The 23290-nt window shown below is 70.6% G+C and carries 17 protein-coding genes; all 17 read right to left on the bottom strand.

Going from position 1 to position 23290, the window contains the following annotated elements:
• Positions 1-73: 73 nt before the first annotated feature.
• From HR086_RS14185 to HR086_RS14105, 17 genes are read right to left on the bottom strand one after another with little or no spacing between them, the layout of a single operon-like run.
• Entirely contained in the window at positions 74-4150 is a 4077-nt protein-coding gene (locus HR086_RS14185) for a DUF6519 domain-containing protein (RefSeq protein ID WP_174465898.1), read from the bottom strand.
• 9 nt (positions 4151-4159) lie between these two features.
• Positions 4160-6352, bottom strand: a complete 2193-nt coding sequence (locus tag HR086_RS14180; protein WP_141646211.1) for a hypothetical protein — start codon at positions 6350-6352, stop codon at positions 4160-4162.
• The gene (locus tag HR086_RS49765; RefSeq protein WP_174465897.1) at positions 6349-8931 is read right to left on the bottom strand and encodes a putative baseplate assembly protein; all 2583 of its coding nucleotides are present in this window, start codon (positions 8929-8931) and stop codon (positions 6349-6351) included. The genes HR086_RS14180 and HR086_RS49765 overlap by 4 nt, the downstream gene beginning before the upstream one ends.
• Entirely contained in the window at positions 8928-11528 is a 2601-nt protein-coding gene (locus HR086_RS14170) for a putative baseplate assembly protein (RefSeq protein WP_174465896.1), read from the bottom strand. Before HR086_RS14170 ends, HR086_RS49765 begins: the two co-directional genes overlap by 4 nt.
• Before the next feature lies 1 nt (position 11529).
• Complete coding sequence (locus tag HR086_RS14165) at positions 11530-11886, bottom strand: GPW/gp25 family protein (protein WP_141646214.1); 357 nt, start codon at positions 11884-11886, stop codon at positions 11530-11532.
• A gap of 3 nt (positions 11887-11889) precedes the next feature.
• Complete coding sequence (locus tag HR086_RS14160; protein ID WP_141646215.1) at positions 11890-12213, bottom strand: hypothetical protein; 324 nt, start codon at positions 12211-12213, stop codon at positions 11890-11892.
• A gap of 2 nt (positions 12214-12215) precedes the next feature.
• The gene (locus tag HR086_RS14155) at positions 12216-12764 is read right to left on the bottom strand and encodes a phage baseplate assembly protein V (RefSeq protein ID WP_141646216.1); all 549 of its coding nucleotides are present in this window, start codon (positions 12762-12764) and stop codon (positions 12216-12218) included.
• Positions 12761-13903 carry a hypothetical protein gene (locus HR086_RS14150; protein ID WP_174465895.1) on the bottom strand — a complete coding sequence of 381 codons (1143 nt, stop codon included), beginning with the start codon at positions 13901-13903 and terminating at the stop codon, positions 12761-12763. The genes HR086_RS14155 and HR086_RS14150 overlap by 4 nt, the downstream gene beginning before the upstream one ends.
• A gap of 7 nt (positions 13904-13910) precedes the next feature.
• Positions 13911-14201 (bottom strand): hypothetical protein, encoded by a 291-nt coding sequence (locus HR086_RS14145; protein ID WP_141646218.1) that lies wholly within the window; start codon positions 14199-14201, stop codon positions 13911-13913.
• Between the two features lie 24 nt (positions 14202-14225).
• The gene (locus HR086_RS14140; RefSeq protein WP_141646219.1) at positions 14226-14870 is read right to left on the bottom strand and encodes a hypothetical protein; all 645 of its coding nucleotides are present in this window, start codon (positions 14868-14870) and stop codon (positions 14226-14228) included.
• Between the two features lie 4 nt (positions 14871-14874).
• Complete coding sequence (locus HR086_RS14135) at positions 14875-15138, bottom strand: hypothetical protein (protein ID WP_174459151.1); 264 nt, start codon at positions 15136-15138, stop codon at positions 14875-14877.
• Entirely contained in the window at positions 15135-17129 is a 1995-nt protein-coding gene (locus tag HR086_RS14130; RefSeq protein WP_174465894.1) for an ATP-binding protein, read from the bottom strand. The genes HR086_RS14135 and HR086_RS14130 overlap by 4 nt, the downstream gene beginning before the upstream one ends.
• Entirely contained in the window at positions 17126-18328 is a 1203-nt protein-coding gene (locus HR086_RS14125) for a DUF4255 domain-containing protein (RefSeq protein WP_174465893.1), read from the bottom strand. The genes HR086_RS14130 and HR086_RS14125 overlap by 4 nt, the downstream gene beginning before the upstream one ends.
• Positions 18325-19473 carry a hypothetical protein gene (locus tag HR086_RS14120; RefSeq protein ID WP_174463306.1) on the bottom strand — a complete coding sequence of 383 codons (1149 nt, stop codon included), beginning with the start codon at positions 19471-19473 and terminating at the stop codon, positions 18325-18327. The genes HR086_RS14125 and HR086_RS14120 overlap by 4 nt, the downstream gene beginning before the upstream one ends.
• Positions 19470-20201, bottom strand: a complete 732-nt coding sequence (locus HR086_RS14115) for a phage baseplate protein (protein ID WP_174465892.1) — start codon at positions 20199-20201, stop codon at positions 19470-19472. Before HR086_RS14115 ends, HR086_RS14120 begins: the two co-directional genes overlap by 4 nt.
• 14 nt (positions 20202-20215) lie before the next feature.
• Positions 20216-20743 (bottom strand): phage tail protein, encoded by a 528-nt coding sequence (locus tag HR086_RS14110; RefSeq protein WP_174459156.1) that lies wholly within the window; start codon positions 20741-20743, stop codon positions 20216-20218.
• A 14-nt stretch (positions 20744-20757) separates the two neighbouring features.
• Positions 20758-22284, bottom strand: coding sequence for a phage tail sheath C-terminal domain-containing protein (locus HR086_RS14105; RefSeq protein WP_174465891.1), 1527 nt, complete (start codon positions 22282-22284; stop codon positions 20758-20760).
• Between the last annotated feature and the right edge of the window lie 1006 nt (positions 22285-23290).

The raw sequence follows: 23290 nt of genomic DNA, 5'->3' as shown, positions 1-23290 counted from the left end.
GCCCGTGTCGAGGGCCGCACGGAGCCCGGACCGACACGGGCGCGCCTGGACGCCGGGCTCCTTGCGGCGGGGGCTACGGCAGCACGGCGCGAGGCCCCTTGTGAGGCTTCGCGGGGGCCTCCACCGTGCGCAGCGGCGCCGCGTCGCCGTGGGCATCACGGCGATACACGGTGATGGTGCCCGAGCGGGCGTTGGCCACCCGCAGCTCCTCGCCCGCCGCATCCAGGGAGACACCCGTCGGCTGGTCCAGCTCCGTGGCCTTGCCGTGAAGCAGCCGCAGCGGCTTCACGTTCTCCTTGCCCGCGAGCAGCGCCTCCACCGAGTACACGGCCACCGCGTCCGCCCCGTAGTCCGCGACGAAGAGCTCCTGGTGGGTGACATCGAGCGCCAGGCCCGAGGCGCGGTTGAGCTTGAGCTGCTCCCCCGTCCACCGGGCGAGCGGCGCCGTGTCGCCTTCCGCCGCCATGTCGAACAGGGAGAGGAAGGCTCCCCGGCCCGTCTTGCTCGCCGCCGTCAGCCCCGTCACCTGCGCCTTGCCGGAGCCCGCCACGAAGAGGCGGTGTTGCTTCACGTCCAGCGCCAGTCCCAGCGGGCCAGACAGCCCCGTCTTCCTTCCGGAGAGCACACGCGCGGACTGGAACTCGCCCTTGTCATCGCGGCGGAAGACGGCCACCGAGTCCCCGCCGCCGTTGGCCACGTAGAGCTCGTCGCGGGCCGGGTCCAACACCAGCGCCGTGGGCTGCTCCACGCCCTCGCGCAGCGTTCCCACCGTGCGAGTCGCCTCCTGCTCCGCCAGACTGAAGCGCACCACGGCGCTGGCGCTCGTGTCCGCCACCAGCAGCTCCTGGTGCTTCGCGTCTCTCGCCAGTCCCCAGGGCTGCTCCAGGCCCGACGTGAAGCGGGACTCCGGGGTGGAGGCGGGCAGCACCTGGCTTCCACCCTGGCCCGGGAAGGGGCTGGGCGGAGAGCCGGTGAAGCACTGAATCCAGAACCACAGCTCGAAGTCGCCGCCCTGCCTGCCGTCGCCCCGGTTGGGATAGCCGATGGCGAAGCGCCGCTGGAGCGACTGGGAAATCACCTCGCCATCGAGGACGCGGAAGCCATCGCGCGAGTGGATGAAGCCGCCCTGGACCCGCAGCTTCGCGAGCATCCGGGCGTTGGCGAAGTTGTCGATGTTGTACGAGCGCAGCAGGTCCATCCACCGGTAGGACTCCAGGAGGGGGACCCAGACGATGTCGGTGCCGAAGATGCGCGCCTCGCCCCTCATGTGGAAGGTCTGGTGACCCACGAAGCCCGGAGCGCGGCCCATCTGCTGCGTCCAGTAGGTCACGTCCGGGGTCGTCAACGGATAGACGACATCCAGTGACAGGGTGACGACCGGCGGTGGCAGGGGCAGGGGCGCGCCCGAGGGAGCCAGAAAGGGCGCGAGCTCCTCCGTGCAGATGATGCGAATCCCCTGACGGAAGAGGCCGAAGGGGTCGAACCCGAGCAGCCCATCGTTCTCCAGCACGAACTGGGGATTGGCGGCCAGCTCCACCCGGGCCACGTGGACGGAGGCCTCTTCACCACTTTCCAGGCCGGGGCGTGCGCTGAACACGATGGGCGGAAGCCGGGTCGGCTGCTGAGCGTCCTCGACGAGCACCGCCGTCACCTGCTGGGCTTCCGCCCGGGAGATGACCCAGCGCACCGCCGCGATGCCTTGCGCGTCGGTGCGGATGAGCAACGACGGCCCCTCCAGCGCTCCGTCCAGGGAGCGCAGGCGGGCTCCGTCCTGGGGCTGGACCAGGCGGAAGTGGACGATGGCGTTGGCGACCGGGTTCTCTCCGGTCATCACCGCGACGATGAGAGGCGTGGGCAGCACATCCCCTGAGTGGGCCTGCTGACCGTCTCCACCGAGGTACAGGAACGTGCGCTGTCGGCACAGCGTGTCCAGCGCCTCCTGCACCGTGTCCGCGCTGAACAGCGTCTGGCACCCTCCGGGCTGGTAGGCGACCCGGTCGGCGAGGCTCAGGCGCGCGGTGAAGACCAGGGGAAGGTGGACCTCGCGGAGGTTGCCGCCGCCGTCCGCCACGAGCAGCCGCGCCTCCACCTGTTGCGTGGCGTCGTTCTGGTTCGGCAGCCACTCCACCTGGGCGATGCCGTCCGCGTCGGTGGGGACGATGATGCTCTCCGTCCAGGGGTTGCCCGAGCCCGCGAGGCGCACGCCGTTGTACTCCCCCCGGGCGTCGCCCAGCACCCGGAAGCGCACCGTCTGGTTCGCCGCGCGGCGCTGGTGACGGGCCACGCCCACCCGCAGCGGGCGCGGGAGCACTTCACCGGGCATGGCCTCCTGCCCGTCGCCCCCTTCGTACGTGAGCACCAGCTGCCGGCTCAGCGTGTCGAGCGCCTCCTGGACGGTGTGCGTCTCGTTGAGGATTTCCTGGGCCGTGTCCGGGGCATACGCCACCTTCGAGGCGACGCTGAGGCTGGCGCTGTAGCGCAGCGGCGCGTGGACCTCCTCGTTGCCATGGTCCAGCAGCCGCGCCTCCACCACCTGGCTGTGCCGGGGGTGGTCCACCGTCTGCCACCCGTCGATTTGCGGCGTCCACCAGGCCTCGGCGATGCCGCTGACGTCGGTGTAGACGACGATGGTGGTGCCGGTGTTCGCCGGCCTGCTCACGTCCTCCAGCGTGCCGTTGCCCTCGGACGTGACGACACTGAACTGGACGCGTGCGCCCTCCACGGGAATCCGCCCGTTGAACACTCCGGCGCGCAGCGGACGCGCGAGCCGCGCCGGAGGAGCGGGCGTCCTCGTGGGCATCACCTCCTGGCCATCGCCTCCGGCGTACACCAGCGTCTTGTGCTCGGTGAGCGGGGCGAACAGCTTGCGGCAGTCATGCACCGTCCAGCCGAGGTTCGTGCGCTCCATCACCGCGAGCGCGCAGTAGTGGTGCCGGATGCCGTGTGCGGACTCGAACGTCGGGACGCCCGCGCGCCGCGGCCAGAGCACGGTGCGCGTCACCGTGCGCGCGGGGATGAGCCAGTAGTCGCCCGTGCGGTAGTGGCCCGCGGTGAAGCGCACCTGCACGCCGCTCTCCAGCGGAATCCAGCCGCTGTCAGGGCTGGTCGGGTCGGCGGCCGGAATGACCTCCACCGTTCCCGTGGTGCCCACCGTGTCCCAGCCGCGCACCGTGAGCGCGCCGGAGGGCAGGGTGACAGGCCACGTCGCCGTGTCGATGGTGATGCGATTGCCCGTGACGGCCTCCACCCGGACCAGCTCGCCGGGTTCGCCGCGCAGCACGCGCGACTCGTTGGTCAGCTCCAGCCACTGGTTCGGCTGGAAGCGCCGGTAGCCGTCCTTGCCCGGCTCGGCCACCACGAGGAGGCGGTCGTCGACGTCCACCGACTCGACGCGGGTGTAGAGGATGCCGTTGTCGCGAGACCACTTGAAGGTGGCCCGGCCGCCGCTCGTGTTGGCCCGGTGGACCTCCACCCGATAGAGCTGGTTCTCCAGGCGGCGGTAGCCCGCCTCCGCCGCGACGATGCACGGGTTGTCGCTGACCTGCTCGGGCTCGCCGCGCGCCGCCAGCGTGCCGGTGCTCGTCAGCTCCGCGGGCGTCCACTCGGGGGTGCCGAAGGTGTGGCACGGCACCGCCTCCACCGGCCCGGAGGCCTGGTCGCCCGTCAGCGGATACAGCCGCGCCTGCCACACCGTGCGGGTGCGCGTGGCGGTGTCCGGTCCGCCCAGCGCCACCTCGCGCAGCTCCGAGTCCTCCAGCGCGGTGACGTGGCGCCGCCACACGTCCAGGAACGCCAGGTAGCGCCCGTTCACCTCGGGCAGCGGCACGCCGGGCAGGTCCGGCTGCGCGCCCAGGGCCTGCTCCTGCTCGTTCTCACAGAGGATGCCGTCTACGTAGTAGTGGCCGCGGCGGACCAGCAACTGCCCCTCTATCAGGACGACGGCGAACCCTGTCTGGTCCGCGGGCGTGCCCGGCTCCTGGGGCGTGCCGCTGGAGCCGATGATGTCCCGCCAGGTCGTCTCGTCCAGATACCGCTGGATGTCGACGTGCTCGTTCCAGTCGGCGTCGAGCTGGACGCGGCCCTGCTGCATCCGCACGCCGGAGTAGTGCTTCGCGGGCCGGAAGGTGTTCCGGCTGAAATCACCCTTCATGGCGTCTCCTCAGGTCACGAAGAAGAACCCGGCTTCGAGTCCGAAGCGCAGGTAGTCAGTCAAGCTGGCGCGGAGGTTGGCCTCGCGCTGCGGTTGTTGAAGGTGGTGGAACACGCCCATCTCCCCCTCGTCGCTCGCGCCCCGGCGGATGCCGGAGTCGGTGTCATCCCGGAGCTGGCAGTAGCCGGGGTCTCCATAGCGGTCCGACGTGAAGACGGGCTTCACGCGCCGCTCCACTTCCAGGCGCACGTCGTCGGGCGCGTCCTCGGCGTAGGCGGGCTGGCACCGGAAGCGCTGGGGCACGCGCGAGCCCGGCGGCACGTACGAGAAGCGCACGCAGCCTTCCTGGCGCTGCACCACGTCGACCCGGCCGGTGAAGAGCGAGTCGCTGCCGAGCACCAGCACGGTGGCCTCCACGCCCCCCAGCACCGTGCTGGCCAGCACGTGCAGCGCGCCCGTCCTGCCGGCGCCTTCGTAGGACTCCACCGGCGGGTCCTCCACCGGCCCCGGCAGGGGTGGCAGCGGCTGGAGCGCCAGGCCTCCCAACCCGTCCACGATGCAGTCCTCCAGCCGGAGCGTGGAGGCGCGGCCCGTTTGAATCGGCCCGGTGATGCAGCGGCTCAAGAGGACGGTGCAGTCGCCGTCCTTCGCCCCTCGCACGACGAGGCTCGGCGCCTGGGTGCGCGGCTGTCCGTCGGGCATCAAGTCCCGCCCGGGGACCAGCGTGCAGTGCCGCAGGTCCAGGGTGGCGTTGTCGGCGGCGTACACCTCCAGCACGCCACCGCGCACCAGCAGTCCGCTGAGCACCAGCGTGGCGCCCTTGCCCAGCCGCACCACGCACCGTCCGCCCTGGAGGTCGAGGACCGGGCGCTGGAGGTTGGCGGCCCGCAGCTCCAGGCGCGCGCTGGACGCGACGTTCAGCGTGGTCAGCGGATAGCGCTCGCTGTCGAGCACCTCCACCAGCGCGTCCGCGCTCGCGGCGCTCGTGTCCGTGGCCAGTTGCACGGAGGTGAAGGGACCGGCCCGCGTGTCCACGCGGTAGGCGTCACGCTGCTCCAGGGGGAGGAGCGTCTCCTGCCGGTCATAGAAGCCGCCGCCCACCTCGCTGCTGAAGCCGTAGGCGTAGCTCACGTACAGCGTGTCGGGCACGGGCCGGCCCTGCGCGAAGGCCAGCCGGCCGAGGACCGGGTCCACCGCGACGAGGATGTCCCGGTTCACCGGCGGGGCGTTCGGGTCGGTGCCGGGATAGGGGAGGGTGGCGGCGGGGCGGTGCCAGGTGGACAGGTCGCAGATGACGATTTCATCCGGGGACACTTCCTCGAGCGTGTCCGGCGCCGTCTCGCGGTGGAGCGAGAAGGGGGGCGCGGCGCCAAAGGCGAGCTGCTCCGGCGTCCGGTCCTGCGCGAGCGCGGCGCGGCGGGCCTCCAGCTCGTCGTACAGCGGGCGGCGGCGCAGCGGGCCGGGCACGTTCAGCTCTCCGGCGAGCGAGCTGAGCGTGGTCTCCGACTGCGGCAGGTTGAACAGGTGGGTGTCGCTGCCCAGGACGTTGAAGCGGAAGAGGCCCGCTTCCGTGGCGCCGGGCTCCGAGCCGGGGAGCACGCGGAACGCCGGCGCGAGCACCACGGGGTACGCCTCCAGTCGCCACAGGAAGAGGCCGACGTTGGGGAGGTTGTGCTTGCCGCGCTGGTTGTCGATGTGGCGCACGTCCACCGTGCGCGTCGCGTCCTCGAAGGGCGAGCCCACCAGCTCCAGCGCGTTCGAATCTCTCAGGTCCGGGGTGCGCAGGCTCGTGGGGCGCGGGTGGTTGACGTGCTGGGTGGTGCCCACGCGCTGGAAGAACTCCACCGCGCGCGCGGGCCAGCCCGTCACGTCGCGCGCGAGCTGCTCCAGCATGGCCGCGGTGCCCTTGCGCCGCCGGTAGGCCAGGGAGTTGGCCACATAGGCGCGCTGGCTGAAGAGGCCCGGGTCCACCGGCACCAGATCGCGCACCTTGAGCAGGTCGCCGATGTACGGCACCACCCACTCCTGGCACGTCTCGATGAACCAGTTGTCGTGGAGCTGGCCGATGTCCTCCTCGAGCGCCAGGAACTCGCGCTCCATGACGGCCAGCAGCGCGCGCAGGGGCTCGCCCTGGAGCGTGTCCTTGGCGCGATGGATGGCCGGCAGCAGCTTGTACAGCCTGTCCTGCGGCGAGGGGCTCACGGGCTCACCTCCGACTCCACGACGAGCGTCACGCCCCGGTTTTCACCCTGGAGCGAAGGGTCCAACAGGAGCAGCTGCGCGGGCCGGAGCGTCGTGCCCTCCCACCGCGCGCCCCGGGCCCTGAGCAGCGAGAACAGTTTCTGGGCTGGCACCGCGGGCGTCGTCGGGTGCAGCCGCTCCAGGTCCACCATCACCACGCCGGGCACGTCCTGGAGGACGCGGATGATTTCCGCGCCGCTCACCGCCTGGGCGAACTTCCGCCGCTCGAACGAGAAGGCGTCGCGCAGCGCGGCCTCGGCGCGGGCCAGCACGTCCTCGGGCAGGTAGCGCGCGTCCAGCCGCAGCCGGGCCTCCATCGCGAAGTAGAGCTGTTCGTACGAGGAGAGCGCGAACTGGCGGACCGGGTCGTGGTGCGTGCGCAGCGCTTCCTTCAGGCTCTCGTAGAGCAGGGAGTCCTCGGCCACCGGCCCACCGCTCTTCGCCGCGACGGTGACGTGGACGAGGATGCGCTCGCCGTTGGTCAGGTCCGCCGCCTGGGCCTTGCCGATGCCGGCGAACGTCGCGGCGAAGTCCTCGTAGTCCTGCAGCGACACCACGCGGCGCAGCGTCAGCACCGAAGCCGGAGCATTGTCGCGCGCGTCGTCGCGAGACTCGGGCGCGGCGGCGCCGGTGGCCGGGAGCGGGTTGGTGACCTCGCGGATGCCCAGCGGCCTCACCTTGAGCAGCGCCAGTTGTCCCCGGTCCACCTCGCCCTCCGGGCCGATGCCGGAGCGGTACACCGCCGTCACGTTCTCCTGGCCCGTGGGCAGCCGTGCGCCGGACACGCCGTCGCCGAAGGTCACCACCACGGAGCTGTCGTCCTGGATGCGCACCATGTAGACCTCGGCGCGCGCGTCCTGGCCGAAGAGGGTGGGCACCTCCTTCCAGAGCACGCCGTTGACACGGACCTCCAGCGTGCTCTCCCCACCCGTATCGGTGGGCGCGGGCACGTGGGTGAGAGGAGGCTTGCGCAGCACGAAGCGCTGGAGCATGCGCGAGCCATCTCCGCCCCCGAGCACCTCGCGCACCGTCTCGCCATGCGTGGAGGGCAGCACGTTGCCGTAGATGCTGACGGTGGAGCGCACCAACTGCGTGGACAGCTCCTCCGTCAGCACCAGTCGCGTGCGTCCATTCGCCAGCGGCTCCGCGCGGTCCAACACCACCACCTCGCGGACCCATTCCCCTGACTCGGAGGTCTCCCGGTAGGGGCGGCCCTCGACGAGCAGCACGTGACCCGGCTCCAGGCCCTCCACCGCGCGGTCCAGCTCGATGTCATTGCCGCCCACCGGGTCCGTCCGGGGCATCTCGCCAATGGGCAGTTCCTCGCTCTGCGCGAGGACGACGGTGCTGCGCAGCGGGAAGTAGGACAGGTGCTCGTTGGTGTCGAACGTGAGGCGCGACACCTTGGCGTTCATCGTGAAGTCCTCACGCGCCCAGGGCTGGATGTCGGTGATGCGATACAGCTCCATGTACTTGGACTTCCAGAGCGCCACCCAGCTTCCGAGCACGAGCGTGGGGTACTCGCGGTCCAGGTCGACGATGCCCTGGACGGCCGTCTGGTTCTCGAAGTGGGGCCACTGGGTGAAGCGATTGTCGCCGGGCCTGTAGTCCGGGTTGTAGAGCTTCTTGATGTCCTCCGGCATCGCCTTGAAGGACGGCGCGTTGTAGCCGAAGAGGTTGCCTCGCAGCCGCAGCACATAGGCGCGCGGATGGTCCGCCGGGTCCACGCGAGGCGTGTCGCTGCCCAGCCCCGGCTCCCACTGCACCACGGTGTGGTTGAGCGCCGGCTCCGTCGGGTTCGTCACCCGGGTGACGCGCGTCACCCAGCGCAAGTCCCACTGCTCGCTGCCGGGAACCGTCTCCCGCTCCTCGCCCACGAGCAGCAGGGCGTCTCCCGGTTGGATTCCGGGCTGGATGCCCTGGAGGTAGAGCGTGTCCTCGCCGCGCAGCAGCTCTTGCGGCCGCGTCCTGGGCACCTTGAGGACGTTCCACTCCGCGCGCGCCTCCATCGCCTCCGTCGTCTCGAAGGTCTGCGGCCTCGCGTCCTGTCCGGGGATGCTGAGCACCTGCACGCCCACGGGCACCGTCACCCGCGTGGGCGCGCCGGGCGCCGTCTCCACGGTGAAGACCAGGTACGTGCTGGCGGCGACGCCGGGCTTGAGCTCGTAGCCAAGCTGCCGCGCCAGCTCCAGCACCGAGCGCCGCTCCGTGGCGGTGCGCAGGAAGCCCTCGTTGGCGATGCGCTCCTGGTAGAAGGTCAGCACGTCCGCGGCCGTGGCCCACGCATCCAGCAGCGCGATGGACAGGTCCTCCGGACTGCGCGTGGACAGCGAGGCCAGGGGCCGGGTGCCCTGGAACTCTCCGTCCGGGAGGAACTCCGTCGGCAGTCGCGCCAGCATGCGCTGGAAGAAGCTGGAGTGCGTGCCGATGCGATACGCGAGCGCGGGTTGTCCCGGCCGGTTGTAGAGCGGCGTGGGCTCCGGCGGGCCCCGGTCCTCACACGCCTCGCAGTCCCCCGGGCCCTTGGCTGAAGTGCTCACAGGCCCCCCTGCATGAAGAAGTCGAGCTGCCCGTTCTCGGGCTGGCTCGGGTCATTGTCGAGCCGGGCGATCTCCAGCCGCTCCATGGCGATGAGCCCGTCCTTCCACTCGTCGCGCGGCACCTGTCCGAAGCGGCGGAAGCGCTGCGGCTTGCCCGGCGCGTCCTCCGTCTCCACCCACGCCACCCCGGGGACCTTCATGGCCGTGGCGACGAGCTGGCTCAGGTACACGGGCTGGCCGAAGGAGAAGTTGTCCGGGTGGAAGAAGCCGCGCTGTCCGCCCGGCAGCTCCGCCGTGCTGAAGGCCTCCAGCAGCGCGGCCTTCACGTTGGCGGCGAGATATCCCGGCGACACGCAGACCGTCATGGCGATGTCCAACGGGACGAAGAGGGGCGCGTCGACGCGCAAGTCGTAGCCCGCGAGGCGGAAGCGCTCCAGGAACGCGGTGAGCCGCTCGGAGAAGTCCGCGTCCACGGGGAAGCCGCCGCGCCGGTCCACGGTGACGAACATGGTGTGCCAGCTCCCCGTCCACCGCAGGCTGCCCACCGCGCGCTGCACCTCGGGGTGGCGCTGGGCCACCTCCGCGTAGTCGTCCTCCGTCACCGCGCGCTGCTGGACGCGGAAGGCCTCTGGCGCGTTGACGCGCACCCGCTCCACGGACTCCGGCTCCACGCCGCCCCGCGCGGGCAGCGGGTTGCGCACGCGCAGGATGGCAGCGCGCCAGTCGCCGCCCACCGGCGAGTACAGGTGGGAGATGGACTCCGAGCCCACGTTCCCGGAGGTGCCGTTGCCGATGCGATATGTCGCCGACACCGCCACGTCGGGGCTGGGGCGCTCGCCGAGCACGTTGTCCCCGAAGCGCAGCCGGGCCCGGCCGTCGTCCTCGACCTCGGCGACGAACTCTCGGCTGAACCGGCCGCTGTTGAGCAGCGTGCGACGGGGCGTCCACACCCGCCCGCTCTCCGCTTCTCGCAACCAGATGGCGGGCAGCGCCTCTTCGGCGGGCGTGCGCAGCGCCGCCGCCGCGGAGGCCGTGGGGTCCACCGCGCGGCGCCCATCCACCCGGGACACCTGGGTGAGCGGCCCACGCGCGAGCCTGGGACGGTACCGGCCCTCGACGGACACGGTGGGCAGCGCGTCCGTCAGCGTGCGGCCGTGGTCCACCAGCACCACGTTGCCGCGCGCCACGCTCACCGGCGCGGCCTGTCCTGGTGGGTCCTCTGTCTCGCCCGTGGAGTCCAGCGGCACGCCCACGCTCCACAGGCACAGCTCGAAGGGCAGCGCGTCCTCGGGGCCCCACGCCACCTCCACCACGTCCAGGTCCATCAGCGGGTCGCGGGTGAACTCCACCTGCGTCAGCCGCACGGCGTGGCGGCGCGACGGCTCGGCGTCCACCACGCGTCCGGTCTCCGGGCTGCGCACCTCTTCCAGCAGCAGCACCAGCCCGGGCGTGAAGTTCTTCGGAGTCATCACCCGCTGCGCCGGGTCGGAGTCGAAGGGAGGATTCAGGAGCGTGGCGGCGGTGGCGCCCTGGGGCAGACAGCACCGGTCCTCGCCCCAGGTGTGGAAGACGATGCGGCCATGGCCGGCATGGAGGGTGGCGGGGTGGAGCGACTCGAACACCTCCGCGCCCGCCGTCACGGCCGCCTGGAGCTGACGTGCATCGAGCACGCGCGGAGCGTCCACGGTGGTGACGAACATCGCGCCCGGCGTCACGTCGGTGGGCCCGGGCAGGGCCCAGCCTTCCGCGCCGGAGGCCACCTGCACCGTCACCCACGCGCGCGCGTTGCCGCCGTCGTGCATGGGGTAGTCCAGGAGCTTCGCGTGGCGACGCACGGAGGTGCGCTTTCGCGCGGTGCCCAGGTACGCCTCGGTGGCCACCGCGTCCTGGTAGTAGCTGAGGTAGTCGGCCGAGTAGGCCATCAGCTCCACCAGCGTCACGCCCAGGTCCGCGGGGTTGCGCTCCTTCCACTGCGGCGTCACCTCCGACAGCCTGTCCAACAGCAGGCGCCGGAAGCTGGCGTAGTCCCGCGTGAGGTAGTCGATGGGCGGGTCCTCGCCCGAGGGTGCGTCGGGGTGCTTCGGCGGGGCACAGTCGAACTCGCTCGGACACTCCACCTTGAAGGTGAAGTCCACGCGGGACAGGGGCGCGTCGAAGTCCGCGGGCGGCACCGTGTCCAGGAAGCCCCGGAGCAGCGCCAGCGTGTACGTGGAGAAGTCGCCCGAGGAGGTGGTGCGCACCACCAGCGTCTGCTCCGTCTCGTGTGTGCCGTTGGCCTCGTCCAGCTCCTTGCGCCGCGTGTACTCGGCCCGCTCGGCGGCGGTGGTGAGCGGGTCCGGCGGCGCCAGGTCCATGCGGAAGGCCAGGGCCACGCCGATGTCCTTGAGCCGCACGCCTCCGGTGATGGAGACGTTGTCCGCGTTCAGGTTCGCGGGCAGCGGCTTGTAGCAGCGCACCCATAGCGTCCGCTGGCGCTCCAGGCCGAGCGCCTCCGCGTCCTCGTCGAGCACCTCCAGATAGTCGATGCCGTTGAAGGTGGCGTGGGCCTCCACCAGCCGGCGTCGCTGCTCGCTCTTGCAGACGTAGCGCGCGCCCATGTCAGAGCTCCCTCGTGAACCGGGCCGTCTGACGCTGCTGCGTGCGGCGCACCACGTACCGCACCGTCACCTGGAGGGTGGCCTCCACGCTGAGCGTCTCCACGGCCTCCACCTGGATGAGGTCTCCCAGCCACTGTTGGAGCGCGCCCTGCACCAGGAACTGCGTGGCGGTGGCCAGCTCCGAGCTGTTGGGCGCGAAGACGAGCTGCCCCAGTCCGGTGCCGAACGTGGGCCGGTTGACGCGCTCGCCCGGCGAGGTGAAGAGCACCTGCTCAATCAGGTGCCGCACGTGCGTGTCCAGGTCCGCGTCCGCCGTGCGGCCCCGTCCATCCAATCGGTATGGGAAGGCGATGTGCATGGCTCAGGTTCCCTTCACCCGGACCTGCGTCATCACCACCTGGGGCGGTCCCAGGGGCGCGGCGCCAATGGACATCCCCACGCTGTTCTGCAGGATGACGAACTGGCCTCCCGCGCGCACGCGCACGGCGGGCACCAGCCACTTCACCTGCACGCAGGGGCCACTCGTCTGCGGCGGGAAGGGGCATCCGGTCACGAGATACTGGTCCGCCATGGTGGCCACGGGCTGGCCGCCCACCTTGACGCGGGGATTGCCGGGCGTGGTCTGCATCTGGCCCCCGTGCGGACACATCACCGTGGCTCCGACGTGGAGGAAGAAGGCTCCCATGGCTAGATGACCTCCAGCGCGCCGTTGTTGACGTTGACGCCCGTGGGACCGAGCTTGATGTTGGCGGCGCCGAACGACAGCTCGATGCCGGTGGCGCTGAGCACCACCTTGGCCGTCCCCCCGTGGTCGATTTCGATGCCAGCCGCCGTGAAGGTGGCCTTGAGCGGCATGGGCACGGCCGGAGGGCTCACCTCGATGGTCAGCCCGCCCGCGCCGGGCAGGTCGTCGAGCTTCAGGGTGATGGCGTCCGTCTTCCACACCTTGGTGGTGGGCAGGCCGGGGGTGGCCGGGGCCTCGCCCTCGCCCCAGAAGCAGCCGGCGACGATGGGGTAGTTGAGGTCTCCGCGCTCGAACTCCACCCAGACCTTTGCGCCCGTGGGCGGCACCGCGAAGAAGCCCTTGCCGCTGCCGCCATAGGGCATGCACGGCATGGCCCAGCCCAACTGGCTGTCGCCCAGCACGGTGGGGACCTTCACCTGCACGCGGCCCATCATCAGCGGGTCGATGTTGTTGACCACCTCGCCGCGGTACTTCCCGAAGTACGTGCTCATGGCGGCACCACAGGGGTGAGCGCTCCGGTCCCCTCACGCGAGAGCGTGAAGCGCTGCTTGTATTCACCGGGGCGGATGGAGTGCGTGACGTTGCGCACGTAGAAGAAACCGTCGTGTTCGAAGCCCGCGCCGCGCACACCCACCAGGCCTCGCGGGCGCAGCATGTCGCCGTAGCGCGTGGCATCCAGCTCCCCGGAGCCCGTGAGCACCTGGTCCGTGGACGCATCCGTCTGGCCCTGCGCCTGGGCGAAGGCCGCGATGTAGCCCGCGCCGTCCGGCACGTCCTCGAGCAGCGAGGTGCGCACGCGGGACTGCGACAGCAACGCGGGCTGGCTGGCCAGCGGGGGCACGCGCAGGCTCGCGAAGGTCTTCACCGGGAGGGCCCGGCCGAAGGCGATGGCCTGCCCGCTCACGGACGTGGACGCGAGCGCGTTGTACTGGAAGTTGATGGAGTCCACGTTCGTCTGCGCGCCCAGGTTCACCGACAGGGCCCGCTGGGGAATGCCCAGTCGGTTGGGCGGGCCCCAGTACGCGGTGTTCGTCAGCGGCGCGGGGCCGGGCGTCACCTGGAAGACGTAGCCGTAGCGGCTCGCCATCTCCTGGAGGTAGGCGTAGTCGGTGCCCCGGAAGACGGGCGTGCGGTAGATGGGCAGCGGCACGTCCAGCGAGGGCGGCGGGATGATGACGGGGATCAGGCCGTACTGCGCGTAGCCCAGGACGAGCTGCGCGATGATGATGGGCTCCACCTGGGCCGGGTGCTCGTGGACCTTCTGGTCCAGGTCCATGGCGGTGCTGATGTCCTCGCCGGTGATTGTGAGCGTGGAGGCGCCGGGCTGCTGTGACGGGGTGAGCGTGCGGTGGGTGATGAGCCCGTCGAAGAGCACCTGCGGAATCACGTTGAAGGTGACGAGCAGCACCACGCGGTTCATGGGCTTGAGCAGCGGGTGGCCCACCAGCCCGTAGTCCAGGAGGTGCATGGGGCCCGAGCGGCCCACGCCGAACGTGAGCTGGAAGCCCGAGCGTCCCTCGTCGTTGTGGGTGACCTCCACGTTCTGGAGGGACTCCATGAACGACGCGGGCGCGGGCACCGCCACGGTGGGGCCCAGCATCAGGGTGAGGTGGATTCCCAGCAGGCTCATCGCGCGCTCAGAATTCCGGCATGGCGATGCGCACCACGGAGCCCGTCTCGCGCATCAGGTCGAAGGGGTTGAGCGTGTCGTTGGCGTCGCAGACGCGCCAGAAGTGCTCCGGGTCTCCCAGCGTGCGGTGGGTGAGCAGGTCCAACCTGTCTCCCTCGGTGACGGTGACTTCGGCGAGGACCTTCAGGGCATTGCCCGCGGGGATGAAGCGGCGGCGCTTGTAGGCCGCCACGCGCCCGTCGGGGAGCGTGAGGGTGGCGGTTTCCAGGGAGGCGTAGCGGCTGGTGGGGTCGAGCATGAAAGCTCCCGTGAGGCGTGGCGCTCAGCGTGGCAGCGAGGCATTGGCGACGCCGGAGATGCTGCCGACGACGGCCATGGCCTCCTTGACGACCTGGTGCGTGAGGAAGAGGGCGTAGCCGGGGTGCAACAGGGGCAGGTCGTTGTAGGAGAGGACTCGCAGCCCCAGGGACACCTTGGCGCGGATGGGATTGAGGTTCGGGTCGAACGCTTCCTCGGTGATGGTGAACTCGGTGAGCTTCACGGGCAGCACCCGCTTGGGGCCCCAGATGAAGAGCGTCAACGGCGCGGTGGCGGGCACCACTTCCAGCGTGCCCACCTGCATCAGCACCGCGTTGAGGATGACCTGCGCCGACTTGGGATAGATGAGCATCTCCAGCGAGGACAACTGGGGGTAGATGCCCAGGCTCCCCGCGATGGGGTCGCCATTGGCGAGCTGGTCCGTGGCGTCTATCTCCACGTCCACCCGGATGTTCTCCACCGGAGGACCCGCGAGCCGCAGGGCCTCCGTGCGGTCATTGCCGCCGTCGCCCGACATCTGGGGCGTCAGCGTGCGCGTCATCGTGTCCGGGTTGTATTGGAACACCACCAGGCTCGCGACGGGGTTGAACGGGTCCACCGCGACGATGGCGCCTCGCTGCGTGCGGGGTGTGCGTGGGAACGAACTCATGCCGTCACTTCCCCTGTCCCAGGCCCGAGTACACGGCCCGCGCCACCTGCGCGCCCAGCGACTGGGGCGCCGCGTGCGGCGTCACATGCACCGCGCCCGCGTCCAGCCGGGCCACCTCGCCGCCGGCAAGCCCCTGTGGCAGCCCCTCTGTCGCCAGCAGCCGCGTGAGCTCCTGTCGCACGGCCTCGCCCACCTGCTCGCGGTGGGCGGGGGCGATGCCGTGGAGCACCAGCTCGTCGATGTGCAGGCGGATGCGTCGTGGCGTCATGTCCACCCCGAGACCTCGGCTTCCGCCAAGGGCTTGTCGAGCTTGCTGAACTCCGAGCGCACCGCGCGCTGGAGGTGGCCCATCCGCACCGGCTCGTTGGCGTCGGCGGCCAGGAAGGCGGCGTTGAGGGCGATGGTGCGGATGTTTCCGCCGGTGACGCTGAGCCGGGCCAGCCGCGTCATGTCCAGGCCCTCGGTGGGCGTGGCGGCGGGGAACATGCGCCGCCAGATTTCCGCGCGCTGGGCGGCGTCCGGGAAGGGGAACTGCAACACGAAGCGCAGCCGGCGCAGGAAGGCCGTGTCCAGCGCGTCCTTCATGTTCGTGGTGAGGATGGCCAGCCCGCTGTAGGCCTCCATCTGCTGGAGCAGGTAGCTCACCTCGATGTTGGCGTAGCGGTCATGGCTGTCGCGCACCTCGGTGCGCTTGCCGAAGAGGGCGTCCGCCTCGTCGAACAGGAGGATGGCGCCACCTTCCTGGGCGGCGTCGAACACGCGGCGCAGGTTCTTCTCCGTCTCGCCGATGTACTTGCTGACCACCTGGCTGAGGTCGATGCGGTAGACGTCCAGCCCCAGCTCCAGCGCGAGCACCTCCGCCGCCATCGTCTTGCCCGTGCCGCTGGCGCCGGAGAACAGCGCGCTGATGCCCAGGCCCCGCATGCCGCGCGCGGCGAAGCCCCACGTCTCGTACACGCGCGTGCGCTGCCGCACGCTGGCGCAAATCTCCCGGAGGATGGCCTTCTTGTCCGCGGGCATCACCAGGTCGTCCCAGCCCGCCATGGGCTCCAGCCGCTGCGCCAGCTCCTCCAGGCGGGGACGCGACTGCACGCGGCAGGCGGCCCACAGCGCGGCGCCCAGCGAGGCCTCCTCCTGGAAGGGGCCTCGCTCGTGGACCTCGAGGCTGGCGGCGCGGATGGACCGCAGGGGCAGGTCGAACTGCGTGGTGACGCGCTCCAGTGCGCCGTTGAGCGGCACGGCCGCCTCCGAGCCGAGCGCCTGCATCCAGAGCACCTGCTGCTCTCCGCGCGTGGGCCGCTTCACGTCCAACTGGAGCGAGGCCCGGTGGCGCAGTCGCAGGGGCTCCCGGGCGGAGATGAGCACCATGCCCTGGAGCCGCTCCGCGAAGGCCGTGGCCAGTCGGAGGGCTTCGGCCCCGGTGCTCTCGTCACACTCCAGCAGCAGGCCGCTCCCCAGGAGCAGCGCCTCGCGCTCCCACAGCCGGGCGAGCGTCGCCCGCTCCTCCGCGCCCGAGGGAAGCAGGCCCGCGCGGGCCACGTGGAGCTGGAGGCCCAGGGACGCGCACGCGGCGCTGGCGATGGCCTGGGCTCCTTCTGGCTCCACGCCACAGAGCTGGACCACGGGAGAGGGCGCGACCGCCGAGGGCTCGCGCTCCCACAGCCGACGCAGGCGCTCCGCGAGCTCCTGGTGTGAGGGCGGCAGGGCTCCCGGCACGGGCACGGGCGTGAGGAACTCCTGCAGCCTCCGGTCCAGGTACGACAGGCCCGCGAGGTAGTGGAGGATGCGCTCGTCGATGCGCAGCGGGCTGGTGGTGAGCTGTTCGCCCGGGGCCAGGGACACCAGCTCCCAGCGCCGCAGCGCCGCCACGGGTGTCAGCGCGCTCCAGTGCGCTCCGGGCAGCGCGGCCAGGGCCAGTCCGAAGGTCGGCCACGTCCGACGCGGGTCCCCGTTCATCGCGGCGAACAGGGGACCGAAGCCCGTGCCCAGCTCCAGGCTGGCGCAGCACAGCAGGATGTCGCGCTCGAAGGCCGACAGCCGGAAGGCGTCGCACAGGCTCTCCAGCGCGGAGGGCGCCGGCATCGTCGACTCGGCCTCGGTGAGCGCGGCGAGGGCGGCCTCGACGTCCCGGACTTGCTCGGGCGGCCCCTCTTGCTGGACGAGCGCATGCTGGAGCAATCGCGCGCGCACCACGGCGAGCGCGGCGGCGAGCTGTCGCTGGTTGGCTGCCTGCCAGGAGTGGGGGAGCGGGAGGTTCATGTGACGGTCACCCGCTGGGACACGTCGAACACCGGGGGCGTCTGGGTCCGGTCGATGAGGAGCGAGTCCACGCCGTCCACCCGCAGCCGGACGAAGTGGTCACCGGCGGAGACGTCCCGCGCGGTGAAGCTGATGTTGTCCACCGGCACGGCGCGCTCCGGGGCGGGCACTTCCTTGCCGCCGAGGAGCAAAGAGACGCGCTGCTCCGGGCGGGCCCGAGGCTGGAAGGTGAGGGTGAGCGTCACCTCGTCGCCGGGTCCGCGCGGGGCGGGGTTGGGGGTGATGGAGGTGAGGCGTGGCGCGAGCGTCAGCGGCAGCGCGGAGGTGGTGTGCTCCACATTGTTCGCGTCGGTGATGACCACGGACACCCCATAGGTGCCCGAGGGCCAGCCGACAGCGTCGTTCGGAATGGCCACCGTCAGTCGCGAGGCCGTGACGTCCGTGGCGGGCCGGGTCACCGGCGCGGTCCAGAGCGGATGGGAGAAGCGCACCCCCACGGTGCCCCCGGCGAGGTACTGCCCGGTGAGGACCAGCACGTCCCCCAGCCGCGCGCTCGCCTGTTGCTGCGGCGGCGTGACGGCTTCGAGGAGTGGAAAGGGCGGCAGCGTGTCGGGCAGGACGGTCAGCACCGGACGCAGCACGGGCAGGGGCGCGCGGTGCGGGCGCGTGCTCTCGATGAGCACCACCGAGGCCTGGTAGACGACAGACACGCGGTACTGCGTCTGGAACATGGTCCAGAGCTTGGAGAGCTCCTCCAGCGAAAGCGGCTCCGAGGTGATGCGCACGCGTTCAACCTGTCGGTACAGGTCATTGCCGGGCACCGCGACGCGCAGCTCCTCGGACCCGAGCAGCGGATGGTCGTGGAGGACGTTCATCGCCTTGCCCAGCAGCTTGTGGCTCTCCACGTCGTCGTCGGACGGCGCGTAGGGCGTGAGCACGTAGGTCAAGCGCAGGGCGAGGGGCGGGAAGCCGGACTCGCCGGGCTTCGACTTCGGCGGGAACTCCATGTTGCGCAGCGAGACGTCGTGGCTCACCTGGAAGAGGAAGAGGTTGAGCTGGTGGTGGGTGGCGTCGCGGGCCCGCGCCTTGTCCGGAGGCAGCGTCGTCACCGCGACGTCCGGGGTGTCCACCTGGAGGTGGTTGAAGAGGAGCGTGCGGAGCGTCGCCGTCACCGTGGCGATGGAGAGGGAGTTGCTCACCGTCCACCTCCGTTGCGGCGCGCGAGGTACTCCTCGAGCGACGGCGACGGTGAGGGCCGCGTGGGCGCGCTCCTGGCGGGCGCGGCGGGCGTCACCGCGCGGACCTCGATGCGGCCGATGGTGACCTGGATGACCGGTTCCGCGGGGGCCAGCGACGTGTTCCTCGAAGCCGGACTCTCGGCCGACTCCTGCCGCGTCGTCCCCGTGGAGGACCGCGCGGACGGAGCGGGTGCCGACGTCTCCAGCGCCACGCTCAGCGCCCGGGCGCGCCCCACCGCCGACGTGACAGGTCGCGCGTCGAACGGACCCTGCTCCGAAGTCGTGAAGGTGCGCGAGCGCTCCTGCTCCAACGGGGACTCCGCCGGTGCGCTGGAGGGCCGCGCGACAGCCCCCTGTCCGTCCCTCGCGTGCTCCACCTGCACCGCGGCGAATGCGTCAGGGCTCCTCGTCGGAGTCACGGCCCCGGGTGTCGTCGGCGCCACGGAGCGAAGGTCCGTGCGCGGTGCCGCACCCGCAACGAGTCTCTCGGTGAGAGGCGACGCCTCGCGCGCGGGCGAGCCCCCATGCGCGACGCCGCTGCGCTGGATGACGGAGCTGGTGCGAGTCGTGAGTGAACTCGCGCGTGACTCGAACGGGAGAGAGGGCGCGCCCGTCGGCGCCTCCTGCCCCGCGTGGCCCGGTGCCTCGTCGACGCGCACGTGGGACGCCGCCGTGACTCCGGTGGGACTGGGGAAGCTCCCCGCGCGCGGGCCCATCCCTCCTGCCTGGGCCTCGTCGGGCGCTGAACCCGGCGCGCCGCGAGACGTGTCGAGCACCTGGCTCAACGCGCCCCGTGTCCCACCACCTGGAAAGCTCCCCGGCTCGACGGTGCCCGGAGTCTCGACGAGCCCCGGGCGGCCCGTGCTCCGCGCCTCCGAGAGAGTTTGCCCCACCACGCTCCAAGGTTCGCGTCGGGGCCGGACTGGACCGATGGGGGCGCGGGGCAGGGCGCCGGGTTGCTCGTGCTCCGTGTCAACGCGGACGAGGGACGCCTCGTCTTGCTCCACGGTCTGCGCCTCGGGTGCGAAGTACGAGGTGATGCGCGGCCGGACACCCTCGGTGGGGCGGTACTGACGTGCCACCAGATGGCTCAAGTAGTCGCTCATGTCCCCGCAAGCTCCAGGTAGCGCTGCCGCTTCCACGGGCTCATCCCCAGGATGTGCTCCTCGGACCAGCCGTACTGTCTTGCCAGCGTGTGCACGTCGCGCAGGGTGCGCTGGGCCCACGCCTCCACTTCCCTCCAGAAGAACTCGGCGATGTCGAACGCCGCGAGCCAGTGGTGCCCGCAGGCGGGACACGTGGTGGACAGCTCCACCCGGGCCTGCGGGTCCGCGGCCTCCATCGCGTCGGCGATGGCGCGAATCACGTCCTCCGGCAGCGCCCTTGTGTCCACGTGTGCCCCCTCCCGATGTGCCTCCACCACACACCGCGCCAGCACGCCCTCTCGCCCCGCGCCGCCTCGTCCCGCCGCGAGCGCCGCCAGGTCCCGGCTGTCCGGCAACCGGAACCGCACCGCGTGGCCCGCGTGCTCCACCTCCAGCACCTCCGGCGGAGGAGCGCCCTGCGGCACCTGGATGTCACCCACCTCGAAGGCCAGCTCCACCTGCTCGCCGCACGGCGGACACGACACCAGCCCCACGAGCGCGGGGCCGAACGTGCCTTCCCGCGCCGCCAGAAGCAGCGAGTCCCGGACGCCGACCGGGAGCCGCGCCAGCTCTCCCGGACTCCGCTCCGGCCACGCGGCGCACAGGAGCGCGAGCGCGCGTCCGGGCGCGGAGTGCGGGTGGCCCGCCTCCCATGCGCCCAGCAGCTCAGAAGCCGTCAGCGAGCGCATGGAGCCTCAGCGGGTCAGGGGTTGGGCTCGTTGAAGCTGGGCTCGGTGGGCTCGGTGATGTCGTAGTCGCGCTCCCAGCCCTCGTTCTCCAGCTTGAGCGTCTGGATGGCCACCGCGTTGGCGTTGGCATCCAGGTCCGGCATCGCCTGGTACTCCGACACCCAGCAGCGGAAGAGCTTGTAGGAGATGGCGAGCTGTCCGGCCTCGTTGTAGACCTCCAGGATGATGTCCTTGCGGAAGTCCTTGAGGGACACCTCGGCGCCCAGGCCGGAACCGTAGTTCCAGACCTTGTTGGCCCACCGCTCGAACTCGGTGTCGTGGGTGACGCCGCGCTCCAGGGTGAGGGCCTCGTACTCACTGCGGCCCGGGGACTTGCGGCTGCTGCTGGGGTCGCCACCCTCGCGGTGCTTGACGACCTCCGTGGTGCGCTTGAGCGCGCCCACCTTGCTGACCCCCGCGACGTAGCGGCCATCCCACTTCACGCGGAACTTGAAGTTCTTGTACGGGTCGAACCGCAGAGCGTTGACGCTGAACTGAGCCATGGAATGGGTCTCCTTTACGCCGCGACCTGGCCGGCCATCTGCTGGAGCTTGAGGACGACGAACTCGGCCGGCTTGAGCGGCGCGAAGCCCACGACGATGTTGACCACGCCGAGGTTGATGTCGTTCTGCGTGGTGGTCTCCTTGTCGCACTTGACGAAGTACGCATCGCGGGGCGACTGGCCCTGGAAGGCCCCCTGCCGGAAGAGGTTCTGCATGAAGGCGCCCACGTTGAGGCGGATCTGCGACCAGAGCGGCTCGTCGTTGGGCTCGAAGACGACCCACTGGATGCCCCGGAAGAGGCTCTCCTCGATGTAGAGCGCCAGCCGGCGCACCGGCAGGTACTTCCACTCGTCGGCCAGCAGGTCATTGCCGCGCGTGGTGCGCGCGCCCCACACCACGCGGCCCGCGGCTGGCAGCGAGCGCAGGCAGTTGACGCCCAGCGGATTGAGCTGGCCGTTCTCCTGGTCCGTGAGGGGCACGCTCAGCTTCGGCACGCCCGTCAGGAGCGAGTCCAGGCCCGCGGGAGCCTTCCACACGCCCCGCTGGGTGTCCGTGCGGGCGATGACCCCGGCCACCGCGCCGCAGGGAGCGAAGATCTCCAGCTGGTTCTCACGCAGCGGGTTGGCCTGGACCAGTCGCGGGAAGTAGAGGGCCGCGTTCTTGCTGCGCAGGCTGCTGCTGTTGAAGCCGGAGACCGCGTCCGCGACGCTGTCCCAGGCCACGGGCGGGTCCGCGATGAAGACGGCGCGCCGCTCCTCGCAGTAGGCCGCCGCGTCCGTCGCCAGCCCCGGCTCGATGTCTCCGTCCAGCGCGTGCGGGGAGATGCACAGCAGGTTGAAGACATCCACCTTCTCCAGCGCGTACAGCCCCTCCTTGTTGGTGCGCAGGTTCGGGCCGGTGGTGAACTGGGTGATGGTCAGCGTGGCGCCATCCGTGCCCTGGTCCGCGGGTGCGGGCGTCTTCGTGCCTTCCTCGGGGCGCACGGCGGGGTTGGGCAGCGTGCCCACCCGGACGAGGGCGGAGCCCTGCTCCAGCACGGTGGGGAAGTAGCGGGGACTGGCCGGGTCGATGGAGAGGTTGATGAACTTCTCCACCGCGCGGGTGCCCGTGTCGGTGATGGTGAGGTTGAAGAGCAGCGCGTCGACGGCCGGGTCGCCGGTCTTCTTCGTGTTGTGGTCCACCACCACGCTGAGCTTGCCGCCCCAGGCGCCCGGGTTCGCGGCCAGCAGCGTCGTGTTGCCGGAGTTGGTGAGGTTCAGCTCCGCCGTCTCACCGCCGTTGTCCAGTCGGACGATGACGGCCTGACCGCCTCCATTGAGGAAGAAGTCGCGGACGGCGTAGCTCATCGAGCTGTCTTCCCACAGGCTTCCGAAGGAGCGCTCGAAGTCGCCGTACCCGTTGCAGATGACCGGCTCGTTCACCGGCCCGCGCTGCGCGCGTCCCACGAAGGCGGTAATCGATGTGGGAACCCCGGTGATGGTGCGGACCCCACTGGGAACTTCCTCGATATAGACGCCCGGATAACTGAGAGCTGCCGGCATGGACGACTCCTCCCTCTGCGGGTTCGTCAACTCCGCCCCTCACGTCGCGAGGCAAGAGCCCTTCCTGCGCACGGCGCACTCCCGTGTTCACGGGGGCACCCCGTACGGCTGTGTCACATCCGTCTGTATGGGGAGGACGGCAACTGATGCCGTGGCGGCAAATCCATGCGCGTGAAACCGGTCGACCCCCCTCGCTACCGGAAGCCTGTTACGAGCTTCCTCAACGTCGTATTGAGACTGTGCCAGAAACCCGACGGAAAGTCATTCATTCCGGTCTAGTGGATCATACGTAGTTGGCTCGATGTGTCACGGGTTGGGTGGGTATTGCCAATCCAATACAGAGGTATGAGCCGTCGCACATGGCTCGTTCTTTGTCTGCTGGATGACAGGTTTCCTTCGTGGATACGCGGGGATGCGTGGTGTTAGCCTTGGCGTGCCGTTCCCATCGAAAGGCTTGTCATGCGCAAGGGATTCCAGAAGTGGGTCTTTGTCGTGGGAGTCGTGGCCGGAGGTGTGTTGGGCGTACTCCACCCGTCTCAGGCCGAGGCTGGCGCGGAGGCGTGTCAAAACCAGTGCGACGATGAGGGCTGTTCTTGTTTCTATCGATGTTTCCAGCTTGGCCCGCACTGCATCTGCGAGGAGTTTCCGACCTGCATGTAGCGTGTCGGGACTCCTACTCCGAGCGAAGCGCCTCGCTGGTTGAGTCCTGGAGGGCGCGGGGCGCGGGCAACAGGCTCGCGCCCCGCGCCACGACTCCCAGCGGAGCCGGAACGCGGGCGTGGCGGGGGGAGACAAGCTCGCGGGTCATGCGCCCCGCGTAGGGAGTGCACAGACTCCCTCCCGCCTGAATCGACGGTGCAGGTCACACCGCACACGCTGTCACTCCAAGCAGGCAAGCAAGGTAGGTCTTGGGGCCACTTTGCACCGGGGACTTGGTGACACACCCTCCCTCCCAGTCTTTCCTGTAGGGGGCTGCATGTCGTGGCGCGGTGGGTGGGTGGTGTCG

Source organism: Myxococcus sp. CA039A (assembly GCF_013336645.1).
In the GTDB taxonomy this organism is placed as follows: domain Bacteria; phylum Myxococcota; class Myxococcia; order Myxococcales; family Myxococcaceae; genus Myxococcus; species Myxococcus llanfairpwllgwyngyllgogerychwyrndrobwllllantysiliogogogochensis.
Note: the sequence above shows the minus strand (reverse complement) of the source record. Positions and strands in the feature narration are given on the sequence as shown.